Source organism: Curtobacterium sp. ER1/6, from assembly GCF_001742745.1.
GTDB classification, from domain to species: Bacteria; Actinomycetota; Actinomycetes; order Actinomycetales; family Microbacteriaceae; genus Curtobacterium; species Curtobacterium citri.
In genome coordinates, this window is record NZ_MJAK01000002.1 from 333364 (window position 1) to 352953 (window position 19590).

Here is a 19590-nt window from a genome sequence, read left to right on the forward strand (position 1 = left end):
GAAGACCATGCCCGACCGCGCCGCATCCACCCCGTCCGACGCCCTCCGCCTGCTCGTCGAGGGCAACGCCCGCTTCGCCTCCGACAAGCGCCGCACGGGTCGGATCGACCCGGACCGCCGCGGCGAGCTCACCGGGTCGCAGGCACCGTTCGCGACCGTGCTCGGCTGCTCCGACTCCCGCGTGCCGTTCGAGCACGTGTTCGACGCCGGCATCGGCGACCTGTTCGCCATCCGGAACGCGGGGCAGATCGTCGACGACGTCGTGCTCGGCTCGATCGAGTTCGCGGTCGTCGCCCTCGGTACCCCGCTCGTCGTCGTGCTCCGGCACACGCGCTGCGGTGCCGTGGCCGCCGCCCGCTCCGGTGAGCCCGTCCCCGCTCCGCACCTGCAGGCCCTGGTCGACGCGATCGCGCCCAGCGTCGAGCAGGTCCGGGCGACCGACGCCGAGCTCCCGCAGGAGTCGGTCGGCGCCGCGCACCTCGAGGCCACGCTCCGCCAGGTGATCGAGCGCTCCGGCGCCGTCTCGGACGCGATCGCCGAGGGTAGGTTGGCGGTCGTCGGGGCGACCTACGACCTCGCCACGGGCGAGGTCACCATCGACACCGTGGTGGGCCAGGCCTGACCGGTCGCCACCACGAGCGCCCGGACACCCCCGGGCACCGAGCCAGCGGGGCGACCGCCCCGACCGGGCACCGAGCCAGTGGAGCGACCGCTCCGACCGTGCACCACAGGAAGGACCACGACGACGTGACCACCACCGAGACCGACCAGACCGACGGCTTCCGCATCGAGCACGACACGATGGGCGAGGTCCGGGTGCCCGTCGACGCCCTGTACCGCGCGCAGACGCAGCGCGCGGTGGAGAACTTCCCGATCTCGGGCAGCGGGCTCGAGCCGGCGCAGATCGTCGCCCTCGCGCGGATCAAGCGGGCTGCGGCCGTGGTGAACGGGTCGCTCGGCATCGTGGACCCGGCGGTGGCCGACGCGATCGCGCGGGCCGCGGACACGATCATCGGCGGCGAGCACCACGACCAGTTCCCGGTCGACGTCTACCAGACCGGCAGCGGCACGTCGTCGAACATGAACATGAACGAGGTCCTGGCGACGCTCGCGACCCGCATCGCCGGCACGGACGTCCACCCGAACGACCACGTCAACGCCTCGCAGTCGTCGAACGACGTCTTCCCCACGTCGGTGCACGTCGCCGTCACCGAGGCCCTCATCCGCACCCTCGTCCCCGCGCTCGAGCACCTCGCCGCGTCGCTCGAGGCGAAGGCGACCCTCTGGGCGGACGCCGTGAAGTCCGGTCGCACCCACCTGATGGATGCCACCCCGGTCACGCTCGGCCAGGAGTTCGGCGGCTACGCCCGACAGGTCCGGCTCGGCGTCGAGCGGGTGCAGGCGACGCTCCCCCGCGTCGCCGAGGTCCCGCTCGGCGGCACCGCGGTCGGCACCGGCATCAACACGCCGAAGGGCTTCCCGCAGCAGGTCATCGCCCGGCTCGCGGCGGACACCGGCCTGCCGATCACCGAGGCACTCGACCACTTCGAGGCCCAGGGCGCGCGCGACGCCCTCGTCGAGGCATCCGGTGCCCTCCGGGTCGTCGCGGTCAGCCTCACGAAGATCAACAACGACCTGCGGTGGATGGGCTCCGGGCCGAACACCGGCCTGGGCGAACTGCACATCCCCGACCTGCAGCCCGGCTCGTCGATCATGCCCGGCAAGGTCAACCCGGTCATCCCCGAGGCCACCCTCATGGTCGCCGCGCGGGTCATCGGCAACGACGCCACCGTCGCGTGGGCCGGGGCCTCGGGCGCGTTCGAGCTGAACGTCGCCATCCCGGTGATGGGCACGGCGCTCCTCGAGTCGATCCGCCTGCTCGCGAACAGCTCGCGCGTCCTCGCCGACAAGACGATCGACGGGCTCGAGGCGAACCTCGAGCGGGCCCGCTCGTTCGCCGAGTCGTCGCCGTCGATCGTGACCCCGCTCAACCGGGTGATCGGGTACGAGGCCGCCGCCAAGGTGGCGAAGTACGCCGTCGCCGAGGGCATCACCGTCCGCGAGGCCGTCGTCGCCCTCGGCCACGTCGAGCGCGGCGAGGTCACCGAGGAGCAGCTCGACAGCGCCCTCGACGTGCTGAGCATGACGCACCCGAACTGACGCGGGTCCCCACCCGACGGACGGGAGGCGCGGTGCCGGCCGGCACCGCGCCTCCCGTCCGTCGTCCGGTCGCGTCAGTGCGCGAGGCTCGCGCCAGCGGACACTTTCGCGGGCGCGCAACCGCGAACCTGTCCGCCCAGCCGAGCCTCGCGCTGGCGCGCGGTGCCGCGCTACACCAGGTCGGGCGAGTCGAGCAGCTCGGTCACGAGCGCCGCGATCGCCGAGCGCTCCGAGCGCGTCAGTGTCACGTGCGCGAACAGCGGGTGCCCCTTGAGCCGCTCGATCACGGACGCGATGCCGTCGTGCCGGCCGACCCGCAGGTTGTCCCGCTGCGCCACGTCGTGCGTCAGGACCACGCGCGAGTTCTGCCCGATGCGCGACAGCATCGTGAGCAGGACGTTGCGCTCGAGGGACTGCGCCTCGTCGACGATCACGAACGCGTCGTGCAGCGACCGCCCGCGGATGTGCGTCAGCGGCAGGACCTCGAGCATGCCGCGCTCGACGACCTCGTCGAGCACGTTGTCGGACACGAGCGCCCCGAGGGTGTCGAACACGGCCTGCCCCCACGGGTTCATCTTCTCGGCGGCGTCGCCGGGCAGGTACCCGAGCTCCTGGCCGCCCACGGCGTAGAGCGGCCGGAAGACCATGATCTTCTTGTGCTGCTGCCGTTCGAGCACGGCCTCGAGCCCGGCGCAGAGCGCGAGCGCGGACTTGCCCGTGCCGGCCGAACCACCGAGCGAGACGATGCCGATCTCCGGGTCGAGCAGGGCGTCGATCGCGAGTCGCTGCTCGGCGGACCGGCCGCGGAGGCCGAAGACCTCGCGGTCGCCGCGGACGAGCGAAACGGCGCCGGCCTCGTGCACGCGGCCGAGCGCCGACCCGCGCTCGGAGTGGATGACGACACCGGTGTTGACCGGGACGCCCGCGAGCTGCGACGAGCGGATCTCCTCGCGCTCGTACAGGTCCGACATCTGCTCGCCCGACACCTGCAGGTCGGTGATGCCCGTGTACCCGGAGTCGACCGCGAGCTCGGCGCGGTACTCCTCCGCCGCCATGCCGATCGACGACGCCTTCACGCGCAGCGGCAGGTCCTTCGACACCACGACCACGTCGAGCCCGTCGTTCGACAGGTTCGACGCGACCGCCAGGATCCGCGAGTCGTTGTCACCGAGTCGCAGCCCGGACGGCAGGACGGACTGCTCGGAGTGGTTCAGCTCGACGCGGAAGGAGCCGCCGTCCTCGAGCGCGATGGGGAAGTCGAGGCGCTCGTGCTCGATGCGCAGGTCGTCGAGCAGCCGCAGTGCCTGGCGTGCGAAGTACCCGATCTCCGGGTCGTTGCGCTTGGCCTCGAGCTCGCTGACGACGACCACGGGCAGGACCACCGCGTGTTCGGCGAACCGGAACAGGGCCCGCGGATCGCTGAGGAGCACCGAGGTGTCGAGCACGTACGTGCGCTGGGCGACCGGTGTGGACGGGTCCGCGGTGCGCCGCTGGGCGGGTTCGCGAGAGACGTTCTGAGAGGTCACGACCACTCCATCCCCGGGCCGCGCTCGGCCCGGTCACTGTCCTCGAACGCGGCCGTGGAGCGGTCCCGAAGCACCGACCGTGGCCGCTTCGACCGGGCACTGTGCCCGATGCGGCCAAGCTACGACGCACGTCCGACAGGCCGCCTGCGACACGCGGCCTCCCCGGTTACGGTTGCGTGAACGGAGGCGCGGGTGCGGGTGCGGGTGCGCCCGAGACTCGCGGTGGGCGACACTGCTCGCGGCCGGAGCCGCGAGGACCGTCGCCCCTCGCGAGACTCGGGCCGGCAGCGCGCAGCACGCTCGCGCTCGCGCGCTACTGCATCGTGGCGTAGGACAGGCAGGCGTCGCGGAACACGTCGAGCGTCGCGTCCGTCGTGGACGCGAACACGGACACGCGGGCGACCCCGAGGCGCGTCGTGACCGTGACCCCGTGGTTGTGCAGCGCCGCGGACAGCGCCGTCAGTCGGCCCTGCGCCGGTCGGAGCACCACGATGCCGGCACGCTCGCGCGGGTCGCGGCTCGACTCGACCTCGAGCCCGAACTCGTCGGCGATGTCGAACACCCGCTCGACCCGCTCGGCCACGCGCTCCTGCACCGCGCCGACGCCGACCGACACGAGCCGCTCGAGCGACACCGCCATCCGGGCCTGCGCCACGGGGTCGATGCGGGTCATCTGGTACCCGGCGGCACCGGGCTTGACCGAGGGGACCTCGGTCGGCCAGCCGGTGGTGCCGTGCGGACCGGACAGCGCCGGCCGCAACCGGTTCAGTGCCCGGTCGCTGAACGCGGTGAACCCGGTCCCCCACCCCGCGTGCAGCCACTTCTGGCCGCCGGTGGCCACGACGTCCGCGACCTCGTAGGGAGCGTCCACGACGCCGAAGCCCTGGATCGCGTCGACGATGAGCAGGCGTTCGCCGATCACCTCGCGGATCGCGGCGAGGTCGGCCAGGTACCCGGTCTGCCAGTCGACGAGCGAGACGGCCACGGCGGTGACGTCGTCGGTCAGGCGGGACGCGATCAGCGACGGGGTCATCCACCCGGCGCCGGACTCCACCACGACCGGCTGCACCCGGCCGCCGGTCGCCGAGGCGGCGCTGGCGAGCGCGAGCGGCAGCGACGGGTACTCGTCGGCGGCGACCAGCACCCCGCCGGTCAGGCCGAATGCGGTGTGCAGCAGCCCGGGCGTCGTCGCGGTCTGCGAGACCACCTGGTCCTCGCGGCGACCGACGAGTCGTGCGGCGACCGTGCGGACGCGGGCGTCCTGCTCGTCCATGGTCTCCATCGCGCCGAAGCGCATGCGCTCCTGGATCGTCCCGAGGACCCGCTGCTCCTCGAGCACGGCGGTCTGCACGGGACCGAACGCGGCGTGGTCGAGGTAGCCGGGCTCCTCGGCGAAGCCGCTCACGTACTCGGCGATGTTCACAGGCGCAACCTTCCGTGGGATGGGAACCCTGTGAGTCTACTGGGATGGCTGAGGCGGAGCGAACCTGAGCCGATCGGCGCAGTCCTGTGCCGGGGCGTCCGTCAGCCGCCGAAGCGCCGGGACCGCAGCCCGAAGTCGCGTACCGCGCGGAGGAAGTCGACCTCGCGCAGGTCCGGGTAGAACGCCTCGACGAAGTAGAACTCGCTGTGGGCGCTCTGCCAGAGCATGAAGTCCGACAACCGCTGCTCCCCCGAGGTGCGGATCACCAGGTCGGGGTCCGGCTGACCCTGCGTGTACAGGTGGTCACCGATGAGCTCGGGCGTCAGGACCTCGGCCAGGTCGTCGAGCGTCCCGCCGACCTCGCCGTGGGCGCGCACGATGCTCCGCATGGCGTCGGCGATCTCGCGGCGGCCGCCGTAGCCGACCGCCAGGTTCACGTGCAGCCCGGTGTGGTCGGCGGTCCGGGCCTCGGCGGCGGTCAGGGCGGACACGAGGGCGGGGGGCAGCCCCTCGTCCGCGCCGACGTGCTGCACCCGCCAGTCGCGGTGGTCGGCGAGCGTGCCGGCCAGGTCGGCGATGATGCCGACGAGCTGCGCGAGCTCCTCGCCGCCGCGCCCGGTCAGGTTGTCGGCGGACAGCAGGTAGAGCGTCACGACCTCGATGCCGAGGTCGTCGCACCAGTCGAGGAACTCGGGGATCTTCGCGGCGCCCGCCCGGTGCCCGTGCGCGGCCGACTCGAGGCCGAGCTGCTTCGCCCAGCGACGGTTGCCGTCCACGATCATGGCGACGTGCTTCGGCATCGCCCGGGTGTCGATCTGCCGGCGGATACGACGCTGGTAGGCACGGTAGAGGACGCCGCGCCCTGCCCATCCCACCCTGCCGGTCACGGCACGACTGTAGTGCACCGCGACCGGACCGCGCTGGAGCCGGGCACGCCGCCGACGCTCGGCTGCCGTTCGGCCAGGGGCCCTACTGTCGGCCCATGCACGACGAGACCGCCACGCTGCCCCACGTGCCGTTCACCGAGGAGGCGGCCGCCACCGAACCCCGGCCGGCCTGGCGCGGCTGGATCCACCTCGGCACGTTCCCGTTCGCCGTCGCGATGGGCATCGTGCTCATCTGCCTGGCGGACAGCGGTGCCGCGAAGGCCGGCAGCGCGGTCTTCATGGCGACCTCCCTGCTCATGTTCGGCGTCTCGGCGACCTACCACCGGTTCCCGTGGGGCCCCGCGGTGAAGAAGGTCCTCAAGCGGATCGACCACACCAACATCCTGCTGCTCATCGCCGGCACCTACACGCCGATCGCGATCTGCGCCCTGCCCCACACGCTGATGGTCGTCGTGCTGTGGGTGATGTGGTCCGGCGCCGCACTCGGCATCGCGTTCCGCGTGCTGTGGATCAACGCGCCGCGCTGGCTGTACGTGCCGATCTACCTCGTGCTCGGCTGCGCCGCGCTCGGGCTGCTGCCGCAGTTCTTCGCCGCGAGCGTCCCGATGACGGTGCTCGTGCTCTCCGGCGGGCTGGCCTACGTGATCGGCGCGCTCGTCTACGGCTTCAAGCGGCCGGACCCGGCACCGACGGTGTTCGGCTTCCACGAGGTCTTCCACGCCCTGACGGTCGTGGCCTTCGCCGCCCAGTGGGCGGGCGTGCTCATCGTGGCGCTGGACCCGGTGCGCTGATCCCGGTGCGCTGACCCGGCGCGCTGACGCGACAGCACGACGGACGGGAGGCCCGTGGCGCGCTCGCCACGGGCCTCCCGTCCGTCGTGTGCGGACTCAGCCGCGCTCGGTGTCGTCGCCGACGTCGGCCCGGCCGTCCTCGGCGGCGCGACGCGCCGCCTCGTCCGTCGACGTGCGGTCACCGGACCCCGCGTCCGCCTCGAGCCGCTCCCGGACCTCCGAGCGGTAGCGCGTGCGACGGATGCGACGGGTCATGTCGACGACCAGCAGGATCGTCACGACCGCGACGACCGCGATGGCGATGAAGCCGGCGACCCCGGGGGTGACGTCGACGTCGGGCACGACCGACGGGCTCGGGCTGGGGGCGGCGGCTATGGCCGTCAGGATGGTGCTCACGCGGTGGTGTCCTCGTCGTCAGGGATCCCCGCGAACAGGTCGGACTCCGGCAGCTCGGTGGGCACGCGTGCCTCGACGAGCTGGTAGTCCTCGGTGGGCCACACCGTCGCGAGGAGGTCGTTCGGCCAGTAGAAGAAGGCGCTGTCCGGCGGCACCTGGCTCGCGTGCGCACGGAGGGCGGCGTCGCGGGCGTCGAAGTACTCGTGCACGTCGACGTGCGTGGTCGCGAGATCGGGCCGGTCGGCGAACCGCTCGACCCACTCGCGCAGCTGCTCGAGCGCCGGGCTCTCCGGGTCGCGCTCCTGCAGCGCCTCGAAGATCGTGCTGAAGCGGCGGGGGTTCATCGTGCGCTCGTAGTAGAGCTTCGACACCGACCACGGGGCACCGGCGGACGGGTACTTCGCCGGGTCCGCGGCGTCCCGCCACGCGGCCATCGAGACCTCGTGCGTCCGGATGTGGTCCGGGTGCGGGTAGCCGCCGTTCTCGTCGTAGGTGACGAGCACGTGCGGACGGAACCGCCGGACGACGCGGACCAGGGCCTCGGTCGAGTACTCGAGCGGCACCGTCGAGAACGTGCCGGGGCGCACGGTCTCGCCCTGCTCGGCGTCGGGCAGGCCCGAGTCGTGGTAGCCGAGCCACACGTGGTCGATGCCGAGCGCCGTCTGCGCGGCCGCCATCTCGCCGCGGCGGAAGCCCGCCATGTCCCGGTGCGCGCGGCTCGTCGCCGGTTCGCCGAGCTGCTCGTTGAGGATGTCCCCGGCCTCGCCGCCGGTGCACGACACGACGAGGACCTGGTGCCCCTCGGCGACGTACCGGGCGGCGGTCGCCGCTCCCTTGCTCGACTCGTCGTCGGGGTGGGCGTGGACGGCCAGCAGGCGGTACGGCACGGTGTTCCTCACGGGGTGCGAGTCGAGTGGGGCGCGCACGCGGCGTCCGCGTGCATGCGGGCAGCGCACAGCGGGGCGTGAACTACCCTGGGGATCAGGATAATCACCCCGGGAGCCCCCAACTGTCCGAACCGCTGCACCCCGCCGGATCCGCGACCACCGCGTCGTCGGCCGCCACCGCTGCGACCCTGGACGACCGGTACGGCCGGACGCCCGACCGACGCCGTCGCGGCCGGCTGTTCGGCGTCCTCGCGGCGATCGCCGTCGTGCTCGTCTTCGTCGCGTGGGTGGTGTGGGCCGGGCTCGACCAGACCTCGCACGGGCTCGACAACACCGAGGTCGGGTACACCGTCGTGTCCGACCACCGGACGGTCGTGCACTCGCAGGTCTCCGTCGACCCGGGCACCGAGGCGAAGTGCGCCGTGCAGGTGCTCGACAAGTCGTACTCGATCGTGGGGTGGAAGGTCGTGACGCTCCCGGAGTCCGACCAGCGCACCCGGACCATCTCGACCGACGTGAACACGACGACTCGCGGCGTGACCGGCTTGATCCACGACTGCTGGGTTCCCTAGACTCGTCTGATTCGCGGACGAGACCGGCCACACCGGCCGGTCTCGTTCTCTGTCGAAGGGAACCCCACATGAGCAACGACACCCAGGTCACCTGGCTGACCCAGGAGGCGCACGACCGTCTGACGGCCGAGCTCGCGCAGCTCTCCGGCCCCGCCCGCAAGGAGATCGCGGACCGCATCGAGGCGGCGCGCGAGGAGGGCGACCTCAAGGAGAACGGCGGCTACCACGCCGCGAAGGACGAGCAGGGCAAGATCGAGGCCCGCATCCGTCAGCTCACCGAGCTGCTCAAGCACGCCACCGTCGGCGAGGCGGACTTCGACGGCACCGTCGAGCCCGGCACGGTCGTGACCGCCGTGATCGCCGGCGACGAGTCCACCTTCCTCGTGGGCAACCGCGAGATCGTCGCCGAGGGCTCGGACCTGACCGTGTACAGCCCGGTCAGCCCGGTCGGTGCCGCCATCGTCGGGCTCCGCGCCGGCGACAAGACGAGCTACACGGCCCCGAACGGCAAGGAGATCGCCGTCGAGGTCACGAAGGTCGAGCGCTACGAGCCGTAGGGCGCGCCGCGCGCCGGGTCGAACCACGGAACCGACGTCGAACCGGGCACACGCCCTGGTTCCACGTCGGTTCCGTGGTTCGGTACAGGTGGTCCCGCGGACGTGACGCCGCCGGGCGCCTCAGCGCGCCGCGACCTCGCGGTGCGTGAGCGCCCGCACGCACGGGAAGCACACGAGGTCGCCGACCGCGACGTCGCCCGGCAGGAGCGCCTCGCGGCCGGCGGTGCCCGTCGCGTTCGTCGTCACCGTGACCTCGACCGGGGGTGCGACCGACCGCCGGCCGATCAACCGCGCCTCGTCGAGGACGGCGCAGTCCGGGACCACGGCGTCGAGCTCGACGAAGAGCACGCCCCACGGTCGACGCACCCGCGTGACGGTGGCGACGGTCACGCAGACGTCCGCGGGCACCCAGTCGCGCGGGCGGTACCGCGGCGGCGCCTGCTCGGCCGTGTGCACGCACGGCGTCCCGGCGACGGCGGCCAGGCGCTGCATCGACACGGCGCGGACGCGGACGTCGTCGATCGTGGCCTCGGTGCGCGCGGGCCAGAGCGTCGGGTCGAGGGGGTCGGGCAGCGAGGCGCGGAGTGACGGCAGGATCGACGTGAGGGTCATGACGGGAGCATCACGCGCCTCCCGGCCGGCGACACCGCCGCGAACGGAACCCTGACGGTCGGACGCGCGCTCCGTGCGGACCGCTGACGGGACGGCCGTGCCGTCAGTGCTCGAGCAGCTCCGGGCGGAAGCCGACCTCGTGCAGGCGCTGGATGACCTCCTGCGCGTGCTCCGGGCCGCGGGCCTCGATCGACAGGTCGAGGGCGACCTCGTTGATGACGAGCCCCTGCCCGTGCCGGGTGTGGAGCACCTCGACGACGTTCGCACCGGCGTCCGAGATCACCTGGGCGACGCGGGCGAGCTGCCCCGGGCGGTCCGGCAGCATGATGCGGATGCCGATGTAGCGCGAGGCGGCGACGAGACCGCGGGTGATGACGCGCTCCATCATGAGCGGGTCGATGTTGCCCCCGCTCAGCAGGACGACGGTGCGCCCGGTGTCGCGCACGGCACCCGACATGATCGCCGCGACACCGACGGCGCCGGCCGCCTCGACGACGAGCTTCGCGCGCTCGAGGAGCACCAGGAGCGCCCGTGCGGTGTCGTCGTCGGACACGGTCACGATCTCGTCGACGTGGTCGCGGATGATCGGGAAGTTCAGCTCGCCGGGGCGGGCGACCGCGATGCCGTCCGAGATCGTCGGCTTCGTCGTGATCGTGACGGGCTGGCCGGCACGGATGGACGACGGGTAGGCGGCGGCGTTCTCGGCCTGGACGCCGACGACCCGGATCTGGCGGCCCTGGCGCTCGGCGATGCCCTTGACCGCGAGCGCGATGCCCGCGATGACGCCGCCGCCGCCGATCGGCACGACGACCGTGTCGACGTCGGGGACCTGGTCGACGATCTCGAGACCGAGCGTGCCCTGGCCGGCGATCACCGCGGGGTGGTCGAACGGCGGGATGAACACCGCACCCGTGCGGGCGGCGAAGTCCTTCGCGGCGCTCAGGGCCTCCTCCACGGAGTGCCCGCGGAGCACGACGTCGGCGCCGTAGTGCCGCGTCGCCTGCAGCTTCGGCAGGGCGACGCCCACCGGCGTGAAGATCGTGGCGGGGATGCCGAGCTCCCGGGCGGCGAGTGCGACGCCCTGCGCGTGGTTGCCCGCGCTCGCGGCGACGACGCCGGCGGCGCGCTGCTCCGGGCTCAGCGCCGCCAGGCGGTTGTAGGCCCCGCGGACCTTGTAGGCGCCGGTGCGCTGCAGGTTCTCGCACTTCAGGTGCACCGGTGAGCCGAGCAGCTCGCCGAGGAACTGCGACGTCTCCATCGGCGTGACCCGCGCCACCCCCGCGATCGTCTCCCGCGCCGCCTCGATGTCCGCGAACGTCGGGAACGCCACGGTCTGCTGCTGGGGCACGGAGGTGTCGGTCACGCCACCCATCATCGTCGCTCGCGGCCGTCACGGCGAACCCGTGACGTCAGTTCGTGCTGGCGGTTCCCTCAGCAGCCGTCGGCTGCCGGTCCGCCCCGGGCGGCGGCACGTCGTCGCCGACCTGGTGCCGACGTCGGCGCATGAGCTGGATGCGGCCGTGCTGCCCGCGCTTCGGCGTCGCCTCGAGCACGTGGTCGGAGTCGAGCCCGCGCCACCGCCCGCTCGAGATCGTGGTGACCATCGCGTTCAGCGTCGCGATGAGCGGCACGGCGAAGAACGCGCCGGCGATCCCCGCCAGGCCCGACGCCGCGGTCACGCCGAGCACCACCGCGAGCGGGTGCACCTTGACCGCGTTGCCCATCACGAGCGGCTGCAGGATGTGCCCCTCGATCTGCTGCACGAGCAGGACGACGCCGAGGACGAGCACCGCGGCGAGCGGACCGTTGAAGATGAGGGCGACGAACACCGCGAGGAACCCGGTGACGATGGCGCCGACGACCGGGATGAACGCACCGAGGAAGACGAACGCGGCGATCGGGATCACGAGCGGCATCCCGCCGAAGAACAGGCCGACGATGTACGCGCCGAGGCCGATGCCGACGGCGTCGACGAACGCCACGAAGATCTGCACGCGGATGAAGCTCGTGAGCGTGATCCAGCCCGCGACCCCGGCGCCGTCGACCGCGGCCCGGGCCTTGCGCGGGAACAGCCGGACCGTCCAGCGCCAGACGTTCTTGCCGTCGACGAGCAGGAAGATCGTGGTGAACAGGATGATGAAGAGCGCCTCGAAGACGTGCGTCGCACTCGAGCCGGCACTCGCGACGCCGGAGAGGATCTGCCCGGAGTTCTCCTGCACCCACCTCGTGCCGTCGTTCAACCACCCGTTGACGTCGCCCTGGGTGATCCCGAGGCCGGAGTTGAGCACGAGGTCGCGGATGTTCGCGTACTGCTCGACCGTCCGGTCACGCAGTGACGGGTAGGACGCGATGATCTGGTCGATGACGAGCCAGATCAGGCCGCCGAGCGCCGCGAGCCCGCCGAGCAGGCTCATGACGACCGCCAACCACTTCGGCACGTGGTGCCGCTGCAGCCAGTTCGAGATGGGGACCAGCAGCGCGGACACGACGATGCCGAGGAGGAACGGGATGAGGATCTGGCTGAACACCGTCATCAGCCAGATGAAGACCGCGATGACGCCGACCACGACGAGCACGCGCCACGACCACGCCCCCGCGATCCGCATGCCCGTGGGGACCGAGTCCTCGACCACCGGATCGGGATGCGTCGGCGGCTGCGTCGGTGTCTGCGCCTGCGCCTGCTTCTTGCCCCATGCCATCCCGCCACTGTAGCGACGGGGTCCTGGCCGCGCTCCGGGCCGCGCACACGCCCGCGAGCACCGTGTCGGCAGGCATGGGTAGCGTCGGTCCCATGGTCAGGTCCACGCTCTCCGCCGCCGAGGCCCGCCGTGTCACGCTGGCCGCGCAGGGGTTCGGGGCCGCGCCCGCCGACGCCGTCGCCACCAGGACGCTGACGAGCACGATCGGACGCCTCGGCCTGCTGCAGATCGACTCCGTCAACGTGTTCGAGCGGAGCCACTACCTGCCCCCTGTTCGCGCGGCTCGGCGGCTACGACCGCGCCGTCCTCGACCGGTTGACCCTGGCCCGCCGCGGCCCGTACGCCGAGTACTGGGCGCACGAGGCCGCGTTCGTCGCGCGGACCGACCTGCCGCTCTTCCGCTGGCGCATGGACGCGTACCGCGAGCGGGACGCACGGCCGAACCGGGTCGCCGGGGTCGAGCGCACGGCCGGCGTCCGGCGCGAGCTCCGGGCCCTGCTCGCCGCCGAGGGACCGATGCCCGCAAGCGCCGTCGAGCACGAGGCGAACGTCCGACGCGGTCCCTGGTGGGGGTGGAGCGACGTCAAGACCGGGCTGGAGCAGATGTTCCGCTGGGGCGAGGTCGTCAGCGCCGGCCGCTCGGGCTTCGAGCGCGTGTACGCCCTGCCCGACCAGGTGCTGCCGGTCGGTGCGCTCGAGACCGCTCCCGATCGCCACACCGCGATCACCGAACTCGTGCGCCGCGCGGCGCGGGCGATCGGCGTGGGCACCCGCGCCGACCTCGCCGACCACTTCCGGCTCCGGTCGGACGACACCGCCGCAGCGATCACCGAGCTCGTCGACCGCGGCGAGCTGCTGCCGGTCCGCGTCGAGGGCTGGCGCGAGCAGGCGTGGCTGCACGCCGGTGCGCGGGTCCCCCGCCACGTCACCGTCGACGCGGTGCTCAGCCCGTTCGACCCCGTCGTCTGGTTCCGTCGTCGCGCGGAACGCATGTTCGGCTTCCACTACCGGATCGAGATCTACACGCCGGCCCCGAAGCGCGTCTTCGGCTACTACGTGCTGCCCGTGCTGCAGGACGACCGGCTGACCGGACGCGTCGACCTGAAGAGTGACCGGCAGCGTGGCGTGCTCCGGGTCCGGACGGCCTGGCAGGAGCCCGGCGAGCACCTGGACGCCGAGCGGCTCGCCGTCACGCTGCGTCGGGCGGCCGCGTGGCAGGGTCTCGACGGGATCGAGGTCACCGATCAGGGCACCGCCGCCGCCGCGGTCGCGGGAGCGCTCGGGGTCGCGCTGGTCCCGCACGAGGCCGCCGACGATCCAGCGGCAGCCGACGCGGACGCCGACGACGTCGCCACCTGACGTCGGCCTGGAGGCCCGTGCCGGCCCCGTCAGACGCCCTCCGGTCCGCCGGACGCCCTCCGCCCACCGACACGCCGCGGCATCCGACGGCGGCTCGCGGCCACCTGGGCGTCTCGCTGGGACGAGGGCGTTCCGGGCCGCGGTCAGAAGCGGTCGAGGCTGTTCCGCAGGCGCGTGATCCGGTCCGGCAGCGGCGGGTGCGTCGAGAAGAGCCGGTCCATCACGCCCGGGCGCATCGGGTCGGCGATCCACAGGTGCGCCATCGAGGAGTTCTGCGTCCGGGTCGGCCGTCCGTACGCGCCGAGCTTCTCGAGCGCGCTCGCCAGGCCCTCCGGGTACCGCGTCGTCATCGCACCCGTCGCGTCGGCGAGGTACTCGCGCTGGCGTGAGACCGCGGCCTGGACCGCCGCGGCCGCGACCGGGGCCACGAGCACGGCGACGAGTCCGGCGACGATGAGCACCGGGTTGTTGCTGCCCGAGTCGTTGTTCCGGCCACGTCCGGCCAGCCCGCCGAACACCGAGATCCGCAGCAGCACGTCCGCGATGAACCCGACGGCGACCACCAGCCCGAACACCATGGTCGAGACCCGGATGTCGTGGTTCCGGACGTGCCCGAGCTCGTGCGCCATGACGCCCTCGAGCTCCCGGTCGTCCATCAGTGCCAGGAGTCCGGTGGTCGCCGCGACGATGGCGTGCTCCGGGTCGCGCCCGGTCGCGAACGCGTTCGGAGCCGGGTCGTCGACCACGAAGACCCGCGGCATCGGCGTCCCGGTCGTGATGGCCAGGTTCTCGACGGTCCGCCAGAGTCGTGGTTCGGTGGTCCGGTCGACCTCGACGCCGCCCGCGATCGCGGTCGCCTGTCGCGCCGCCGTGAAGTACTGCAGCGCCGCGTAGCCGATCGCCACGACGAGCACGACGACGCCGATCGAGACGTTGCCCGCGAGGTACCCGCCCAGGAACCCGAGGGCCCCGATCACGAGCAGGAACACCAGGACGATGAGGACGGTGTTGCGCTTGTTCCGCGCGATGGCGCTGTACACGGGTCAGCCCGACGCCGCTGGGGTCAGAACTGCACGCGTGGCGGTTCGGCGATCGCCGCCGGTTCGGCGGACTCGAAGAACGTCGCCTCGGTGAACCCCTTGCTCTTGGCGAAGGTCGAGTTCGGGAAGACGCGGATCTTCGTGTTCAGCTCGCGCACCCCACCGTTGTAGAAGCGTCGGGCCGCCTGGATCTTGTCCTCGGTGTCGACGAGCTCTGACTGCAGCTGCAGGAAGTTCTGGCTGGACTGCAGCTGCGGGTAGCCCTCGGCCACCGCGAACACGCTCTTCAACGCCTTCTGCATGTGCCCCTCGGCGGCGGACGCGCTGCCGGCGTCGCCCGCGGTCAGGGTCTCGGACCGGGCCTTCGTCACGTCGTCGAAGACGGACTTCTCGTGCGTCGCGTAGCCCTTCACGGTGTCGACGATCGTCGGGATGAGGTCGGCACGGCGCTTGAGCTGCACCGAGATGTCGCTCCAGGCCTCGTCCACGCGCACCTTCAGCGTGACGAGCGAGTTGTAGGTCACCCAGAGGTAGATCCCGACCACGACGAGCAGGACCACCACCACTCCGACGACGATCAGCGTCGTGACGAGTCCGGTGTCCATCGGGGCGTTCTCCTTCGCGCGTCGGGTCCGACGCGGGAGGACCGCAGCCGGTGCGTGGCCGTCGGACGGCCGGGCACGATCCTACCGAGGCCGACCGGGTCGTCCCTGCCGTGGGCGGGGGTTCACGGGTGATTCCCGAGTGATGCCCACCGCTCGTCCGGTCGCCGCCCGGCCACGTCGGTCTGCGGACACATCATCCGTGTGGTGGATTGACCATCGCGGCGAGATCGCGTGGGATGGAGCCGGTGAACACGCTCGGGGACAACGTGGACGAGGGGGCCGTCGCGGACGGTCCCGTCCGGCGACCCTGGACGTCGACGCGTCGGTCGGTCCGCGGTGCCGGTGCCCAGGCCGTTGCCCTGGCCGCCGTGCTGCCCGTGGTCCTCACCGTCCTGCTCGGCGCACCGAGCGCATCCGCTGCCGACGCGACGCCGACGCCGGTCCCGTCGCCGACGACGTTCCCGCAGTTCGGCACCCTGCCGCCCGGCACGGGGACCCCGACGCCGCTGCCCTCCGACCGTCCCGCCGTCCGACCAACCATCGCTGACCCCGGCGACGTCACGACCGCGACGGTGCGCCTGCACGGTCGCGGAACCCCCGGCCACCGCGTCCGCGTCGCCGGGCCGGCGGCGACCGGATCGACCGGGTGCACCGCGACCGTGCCGGCCTCCGGCGCGTGGTCGTGCATCGCGACCGTCCGCTCCGGTCCGCAGCAGGTCTTCACCGTGACGGACGGCACCGACCCGGCACTCGGCTCGTCGAGCGCTCCCGCCTCGGACGTCGTCGTGCCACCGTCGGTCACGACGGACCGTCCGACGATCGGGCCGGTCACCGGCACCGGCTTCCCGGGCGCCTCGGTCTCCGTGTCGGTGGCGGGGAGCGCCGGCGACCGCACGACGACGGTCGGCCCGGACGGTCGGTGGACGGTCGCGATCACGGGCCGCGACGGTCGGCACACGGTCTCCGCGGTGCAGACCGCCAGCACGGCCGACGGGTTCCGCTCGGACCTCCGCAGTGCGGCGTCGGCACCCCGGACCGTGCTCCTCGACCGCACGGCCCCGGCTGCTCCGGTCGTCACCGCACCGGGAAGGGGCGAACGGGTGCCGTCGCAGCCCTTCGTGGTGCGGGGCACCGGCGAGCCGGGCGCGGTGCTCACCGCCTCCCTCGACCGGGCACCGGTGTGCCGGAGCGACGTCGGCCCGGACGGCCGCTGGGCCTGCACGACCACCGGGTCGACCGTGGCCGCGGGCACCCACACCGTGACCGCCGTCCAGCAGGACGCTGCAGGCAACGCCTCCCGGTCCTCGACGGGTGTCCGCGTCCTGCTGCCGGGGCGGAGCGCCCAGCCGACGGACGGACCGTCCGCGACGCCCGGCGGCAGCGGCGGCAGCGGCGTCCCGACCCCGTCGGCCCCCGGGACGACCCCGGGCGTCGGCCCCGGCGACACCGACGGCAGCGCGGGCGCCACCCCGGGCGACGGCGCGAGCGGCACCGGCGGCGGCACCGCGCACGGCGGCGGCACCACGGGCGGCGGCACCACCGGCGGCGCCACGGGCGACGGGCAGCGCGGTACTCCCGACTGGTCCGGACCCGCGGGCGACTGGACGGCCTCGACGGCGTACGACCGCGGCGTCCCCACGATCCAGGCGTCCTTCTCGTGGGGCACGGTCCTCCTCGCCACCGGCGTCGCCGCGGCCTTCCTCCTCCTCGTCGCCGCACCGCTCGCCCTCGTCGGGGCGTCCGTGCGCGGTCGGCTCCGCAACCCGCTCGCCGGGCTCCTCGGGCGCAACCGGTCCCGCGCCGAGCGACGGCTCGGCGACGACGTGCTGCCCACCTGGGCCGCCGTCGCGATCGGGGTCGGCGTCGTCGGGGTGACGACGCTCCTCGCGGTCGGCGCCTCGTTCGAGGCCCGGTACGTCCGCCTGGCGGTCGCCGTGCTCCTCGGCGCGGCGGTCACGACCGCGGTCGTCGTGCTCGCCACGCGGTGGGCGGCGGGTACCGACCGCGCGTCGGTCGGCTTCCGGGTCTCGCCGTGGCTCGTCGTCGCGGCCCTGGTCGCGTGCGGCGTGACCCGGCTCGGTGACCTCTCCCCCGCCCTCGTGGTCGGGGCGGTCCTCGTCCCCGTCGGCCGACCGGGAGCGGACACGGGCGCGCTCCGCCTCGGGTCGACCCTCGCGTCCGGCGTCCGGACCGCCACGGCCCGGTCGGTCGGCCTGCTCGTGGTCGCGGCGCTCGGCTGGGTGCTGCACTCGGTGCCGTCCGGCTCGGGGTTCTGGTCGGCCCTCGTCGCGGAGTTCGCGACCACCCTCTGCGTCGGCGCCGTCGGCGCGCTCGTCGCCACCCTGCTCCCGGTACCGCGTTCGGCGGGCGCCGTCCTCGCCGCGGGCGCCCGCGCCCGCTACGTCGGCCTGACCGTGGCCGCGGTCGCACTCGCCGCGGTCGTCGCCGGTCCCGCCCCCGTCGCGCCCTCGCCGACGGAGGTCGCCGTGGCCGCCGCGCTCTGCGCGGCAGGGGGCGCCCTCTGCTGGGCCTGGCTCCGCCGGGGCCGGCCGACGACCTCCCGCCACTGACCACACGGACGGGAGGCGCGTGTCGGGGTCGCCACGCGCCTCCCGTCCGTCAGGTGGTCACCCGGCGGCGTGCGCCTGCGTCCGGTGCGGCACGCCCCGTCGGAACAGGCCCGGCAGCAGCCCGCCGATCTTCGTGCCGATGCACAGGCTGACGAAGGTCGCGAGCGGTGTCCCGAGCGCGACCGGGTCGAAGGTGGCCACCGCGACCAGCCCGACGGTGCCGGGCACGAGCAGCAGGAACGCGGGGAAGAACGACACCGTCGCGGGGACCACCGGCACGAGCCGTTCGAGGAGCCGGGTCGCGACGAAGAGCAGGGCCGCCGCCGCGCCGGTCGCCACGACGCTGCCCCAGAGCGGCGTCGTCCCGCTCACGACCGCGTAGGCGCTGACCATCACCGCGACGGACACGAGCGTGAGCCGCCAGCCGGAGCGGAAGACCAGGCCGAGACCCACCGCCAGGCCGACCACGGCCACCCACGACACCCAGTAGGACGGCACGGCCTCCCACCCGCCGCGCAGCGTGCCGACACCGGCGACCTCGCCGACGAGCGCCGCCGAGGACGGGTCGACCCGGAGACCGGTCAGCGCGCTCCCGGCGGCGATGCCCGCGGCCATGAAGCCGAGCATGATGAGGCCCTGCACGAGACGGGACGCCCCGGTGACGATGTCGGCGGCGGTGAGCTCGAGCAGGGCGTTCGTGATGAGCGCACCCGGCACGAACACCGCCACGGGAGCGCAGACGGCGAAGAGCGGGACGTGGTCGAACCCGGTGCCGGCGGCGACCAGACCGACGACCGTCGTCGACATGAAGGCCGCGAGGAACGGGATGATGGCGACGGCCTCGCGGAAGCGGCGGAGCAGCAGGCTGAGCACGCCGACGAGCGCGCCGACGACGAGCGCGAGGACGATCGCCCACCAGGGGCAGCGGAAGACGACGGCGAGTCCGACCGAGGTCAGGGCGTTCCCGGTGATCCACGGCAGGGCCGGCGGGGGCACGGTGCCGGCGCGGATCGCCCGGACGCGCGCGGGGATCTCGGCGAGGGCGATCGACCCGCGTTCCAGGCCGAGCACCAGGCGGTTCGCGCGGGCCGCCTGGCGCGACGAGAGCTCGACGCCCTCGGCGTTCACGATCGTCGCGGCCCCGGTCGCGACCTCGCTCACCATGACGAGCGCGGGGAGCACGCCCACGGCGAGCGTGGGGCCGACCCCGGCGGCGTCGCGGGCCTTCTCGAGCGCGGACCGCACGTCGGTGACGGAGCTGCCGGCGTCGAGCAGCAGGGCGCCGAGGGTGCCGAGCAGCATGCCGACGGGGACCGTCTCGCCGTCGACGACCTCGACGTGCGCCTCGGGACGGTTGAGCGCGTTGCGCAGGTTCGCGAGGGCGCTACCGAGTCCGACCACGAGAGTCGATGGTACGCAGCCGGACACGCCGCCCCGGCGGGCTGGTCCCGAGACTCGGGCTGCGCGACAGGACTTGCGGGTTGCGGCCCGAGGACGGTCGCTCAG

18 protein-coding genes are annotated in these 19590 nt (G+C 73.3%); 7 read left to right on the forward strand and 11 right to left on the reverse strand.

Translation table 11 applies throughout. The features are described 5' to 3' along the window. Positions 1-7: 7 nt before the first annotated feature. Both Cus16_RS05885 and Cus16_RS05890 read left to right on the forward strand, forming a co-directional pair. Positions 8-622, forward strand: coding sequence for a carbonic anhydrase (locus Cus16_RS05885; protein WP_069711694.1), 615 nt, complete (start codon positions 8-10; stop codon positions 620-622). A gap of 125 nt (positions 623-747) precedes the next feature. Then, entirely contained in the window at positions 748-2160 is a 1413-nt protein-coding gene (locus Cus16_RS05890) for a class II fumarate hydratase (RefSeq protein ID WP_223246535.1), read from the forward strand. 170 nt (positions 2161-2330) lie between these two features. Here the strand turns inward: Cus16_RS05890 and Cus16_RS05895 are convergent, their stop codons facing one another. The 3 genes from Cus16_RS05895 to Cus16_RS05905 form a co-directional block, all read right to left on the reverse strand. Further along, entirely contained in the window at positions 2331-3686 is a 1356-nt protein-coding gene (locus Cus16_RS05895) for a PhoH family protein (protein ID WP_223246536.1), read from the reverse strand. 313 nt (positions 3687-3999) lie between these two features. After that, positions 4000-5109 carry an aminotransferase class V-fold PLP-dependent enzyme gene (locus Cus16_RS05900; protein WP_069711695.1) on the reverse strand — a complete coding sequence of 370 codons (1110 nt, stop codon included), beginning with the start codon at positions 5107-5109 and terminating at the stop codon, positions 4000-4002. A gap of 101 nt (positions 5110-5210) precedes the next feature. Next, on the reverse strand, positions 5211-5996 hold the full coding sequence (locus tag Cus16_RS05905; protein ID WP_223246537.1) for an isoprenyl transferase: 786 nt from the start codon (positions 5994-5996) through the stop codon (positions 5211-5213). Positions 5997-6091: 95 nt separating this feature from the next. On the opposite strand from Cus16_RS05905, the gene trhA reads away from it, so the two are divergent. Then, entirely contained in the window at positions 6092-6787 is a 696-nt protein-coding gene (trhA, locus tag Cus16_RS05910; protein ID WP_069711697.1) for a PAQR family membrane homeostasis protein TrhA, read from the forward strand. A 96-nt stretch (positions 6788-6883) separates the two neighbouring features. Here trhA and Cus16_RS05915 read toward each other — a convergent pair whose 3' ends face one another. Next, positions 6884-7183 (reverse strand): hypothetical protein, encoded by a 300-nt coding sequence (locus Cus16_RS05915; protein WP_069711698.1) that lies wholly within the window; start codon positions 7181-7183, stop codon positions 6884-6886. Beyond that, on the reverse strand, positions 7180-8070 hold the full coding sequence (gene mca, locus Cus16_RS05920) for a mycothiol conjugate amidase Mca (protein ID WP_141718846.1): 891 nt from the start codon (positions 8068-8070) through the stop codon (positions 7180-7182). The genes Cus16_RS05915 and mca overlap by 4 nt, the downstream gene beginning before the upstream one ends. Before the next feature lie 77 nt (positions 8071-8147). Here mca and Cus16_RS05925 point away from each other — a divergent pair, with 77 nt between their 5' ends. Beyond that, positions 8148-8642: a DUF4307 domain-containing protein gene (locus Cus16_RS05925; protein WP_182047152.1), complete on the forward strand. Its 495-nt coding sequence runs from the start codon at positions 8148-8150 to the stop codon at positions 8640-8642. 68 nt (positions 8643-8710) lie between these two features. After that, the gene (gene greA / locus Cus16_RS05930) at positions 8711-9199 is read left to right on the forward strand and encodes a transcription elongation factor GreA (protein WP_069711699.1); all 489 of its coding nucleotides are present in this window, start codon (positions 8711-8713) and stop codon (positions 9197-9199) included. A gap of 120 nt (positions 9200-9319) precedes the next feature. Here the strand turns inward: greA and Cus16_RS05935 are convergent, their stop codons facing one another. The 3 genes from Cus16_RS05935 to Cus16_RS05945 all read right to left on the reverse strand — a co-directional run bounded on the left by Cus16_RS05935 (position 9320) and on the right by Cus16_RS05945 (position 12510). Then, on the reverse strand, positions 9320-9811 hold the full coding sequence (locus tag Cus16_RS05935) for a hypothetical protein (protein WP_069711700.1): 492 nt from the start codon (positions 9809-9811) through the stop codon (positions 9320-9322). Positions 9812-9914: 103 nt separating this feature from the next. Further along, positions 9915-11174: a threonine ammonia-lyase gene (gene ilvA / locus Cus16_RS05940; protein ID WP_223246538.1), complete on the reverse strand. Its 1260-nt coding sequence runs from the start codon at positions 11172-11174 to the stop codon at positions 9915-9917. A gap of 46 nt (positions 11175-11220) precedes the next feature. Then, positions 11221-12510 carry an AI-2E family transporter gene (locus Cus16_RS05945; RefSeq protein WP_223246539.1) on the reverse strand — a complete coding sequence of 430 codons (1290 nt, stop codon included), beginning with the start codon at positions 12508-12510 and terminating at the stop codon, positions 11221-11223. 315 nt (positions 12511-12825) lie between these two features. On the opposite strand from Cus16_RS05945, the gene Cus16_RS05950 reads away from it, so the two are divergent. Further along, positions 12826-13869 (forward strand): winged helix-turn-helix domain-containing protein, encoded by a 1044-nt coding sequence (locus Cus16_RS05950; RefSeq protein WP_317614858.1) that lies wholly within the window; start codon positions 12826-12828, stop codon positions 13867-13869. A 143-nt stretch (positions 13870-14012) separates the two neighbouring features. Here Cus16_RS05950 and Cus16_RS05955 read toward each other — a convergent pair whose 3' ends face one another. Next, complete coding sequence (locus Cus16_RS05955) at positions 14013-14909, reverse strand: M48 family metallopeptidase (protein ID WP_069711702.1); 897 nt, start codon at positions 14907-14909, stop codon at positions 14013-14015. 23 nt (positions 14910-14932) lie between these two features. Further along, positions 14933-15514 carry a LemA family protein gene (locus tag Cus16_RS05960; protein ID WP_069711703.1) on the reverse strand — a complete coding sequence of 194 codons (582 nt, stop codon included), beginning with the start codon at positions 15512-15514 and terminating at the stop codon, positions 14933-14935. A 245-nt stretch (positions 15515-15759) separates the two neighbouring features. On the opposite strand from Cus16_RS05960, the gene Cus16_RS05965 reads away from it, so the two are divergent. After that, positions 15760-18084, forward strand: coding sequence for a hypothetical protein (locus tag Cus16_RS05965; protein WP_141718831.1), 2325 nt, complete (start codon positions 15760-15762; stop codon positions 18082-18084). A gap of 57 nt (positions 18085-18141) precedes the next feature. Here the strand turns inward: Cus16_RS05965 and Cus16_RS05970 are convergent, their stop codons facing one another. Beyond that, positions 18142-19485, reverse strand: coding sequence for a threonine/serine exporter family protein (locus tag Cus16_RS05970; protein WP_189319540.1), 1344 nt, complete (start codon positions 19483-19485; stop codon positions 18142-18144). Positions 19486-19590: the final 105 nt, after the last annotated feature.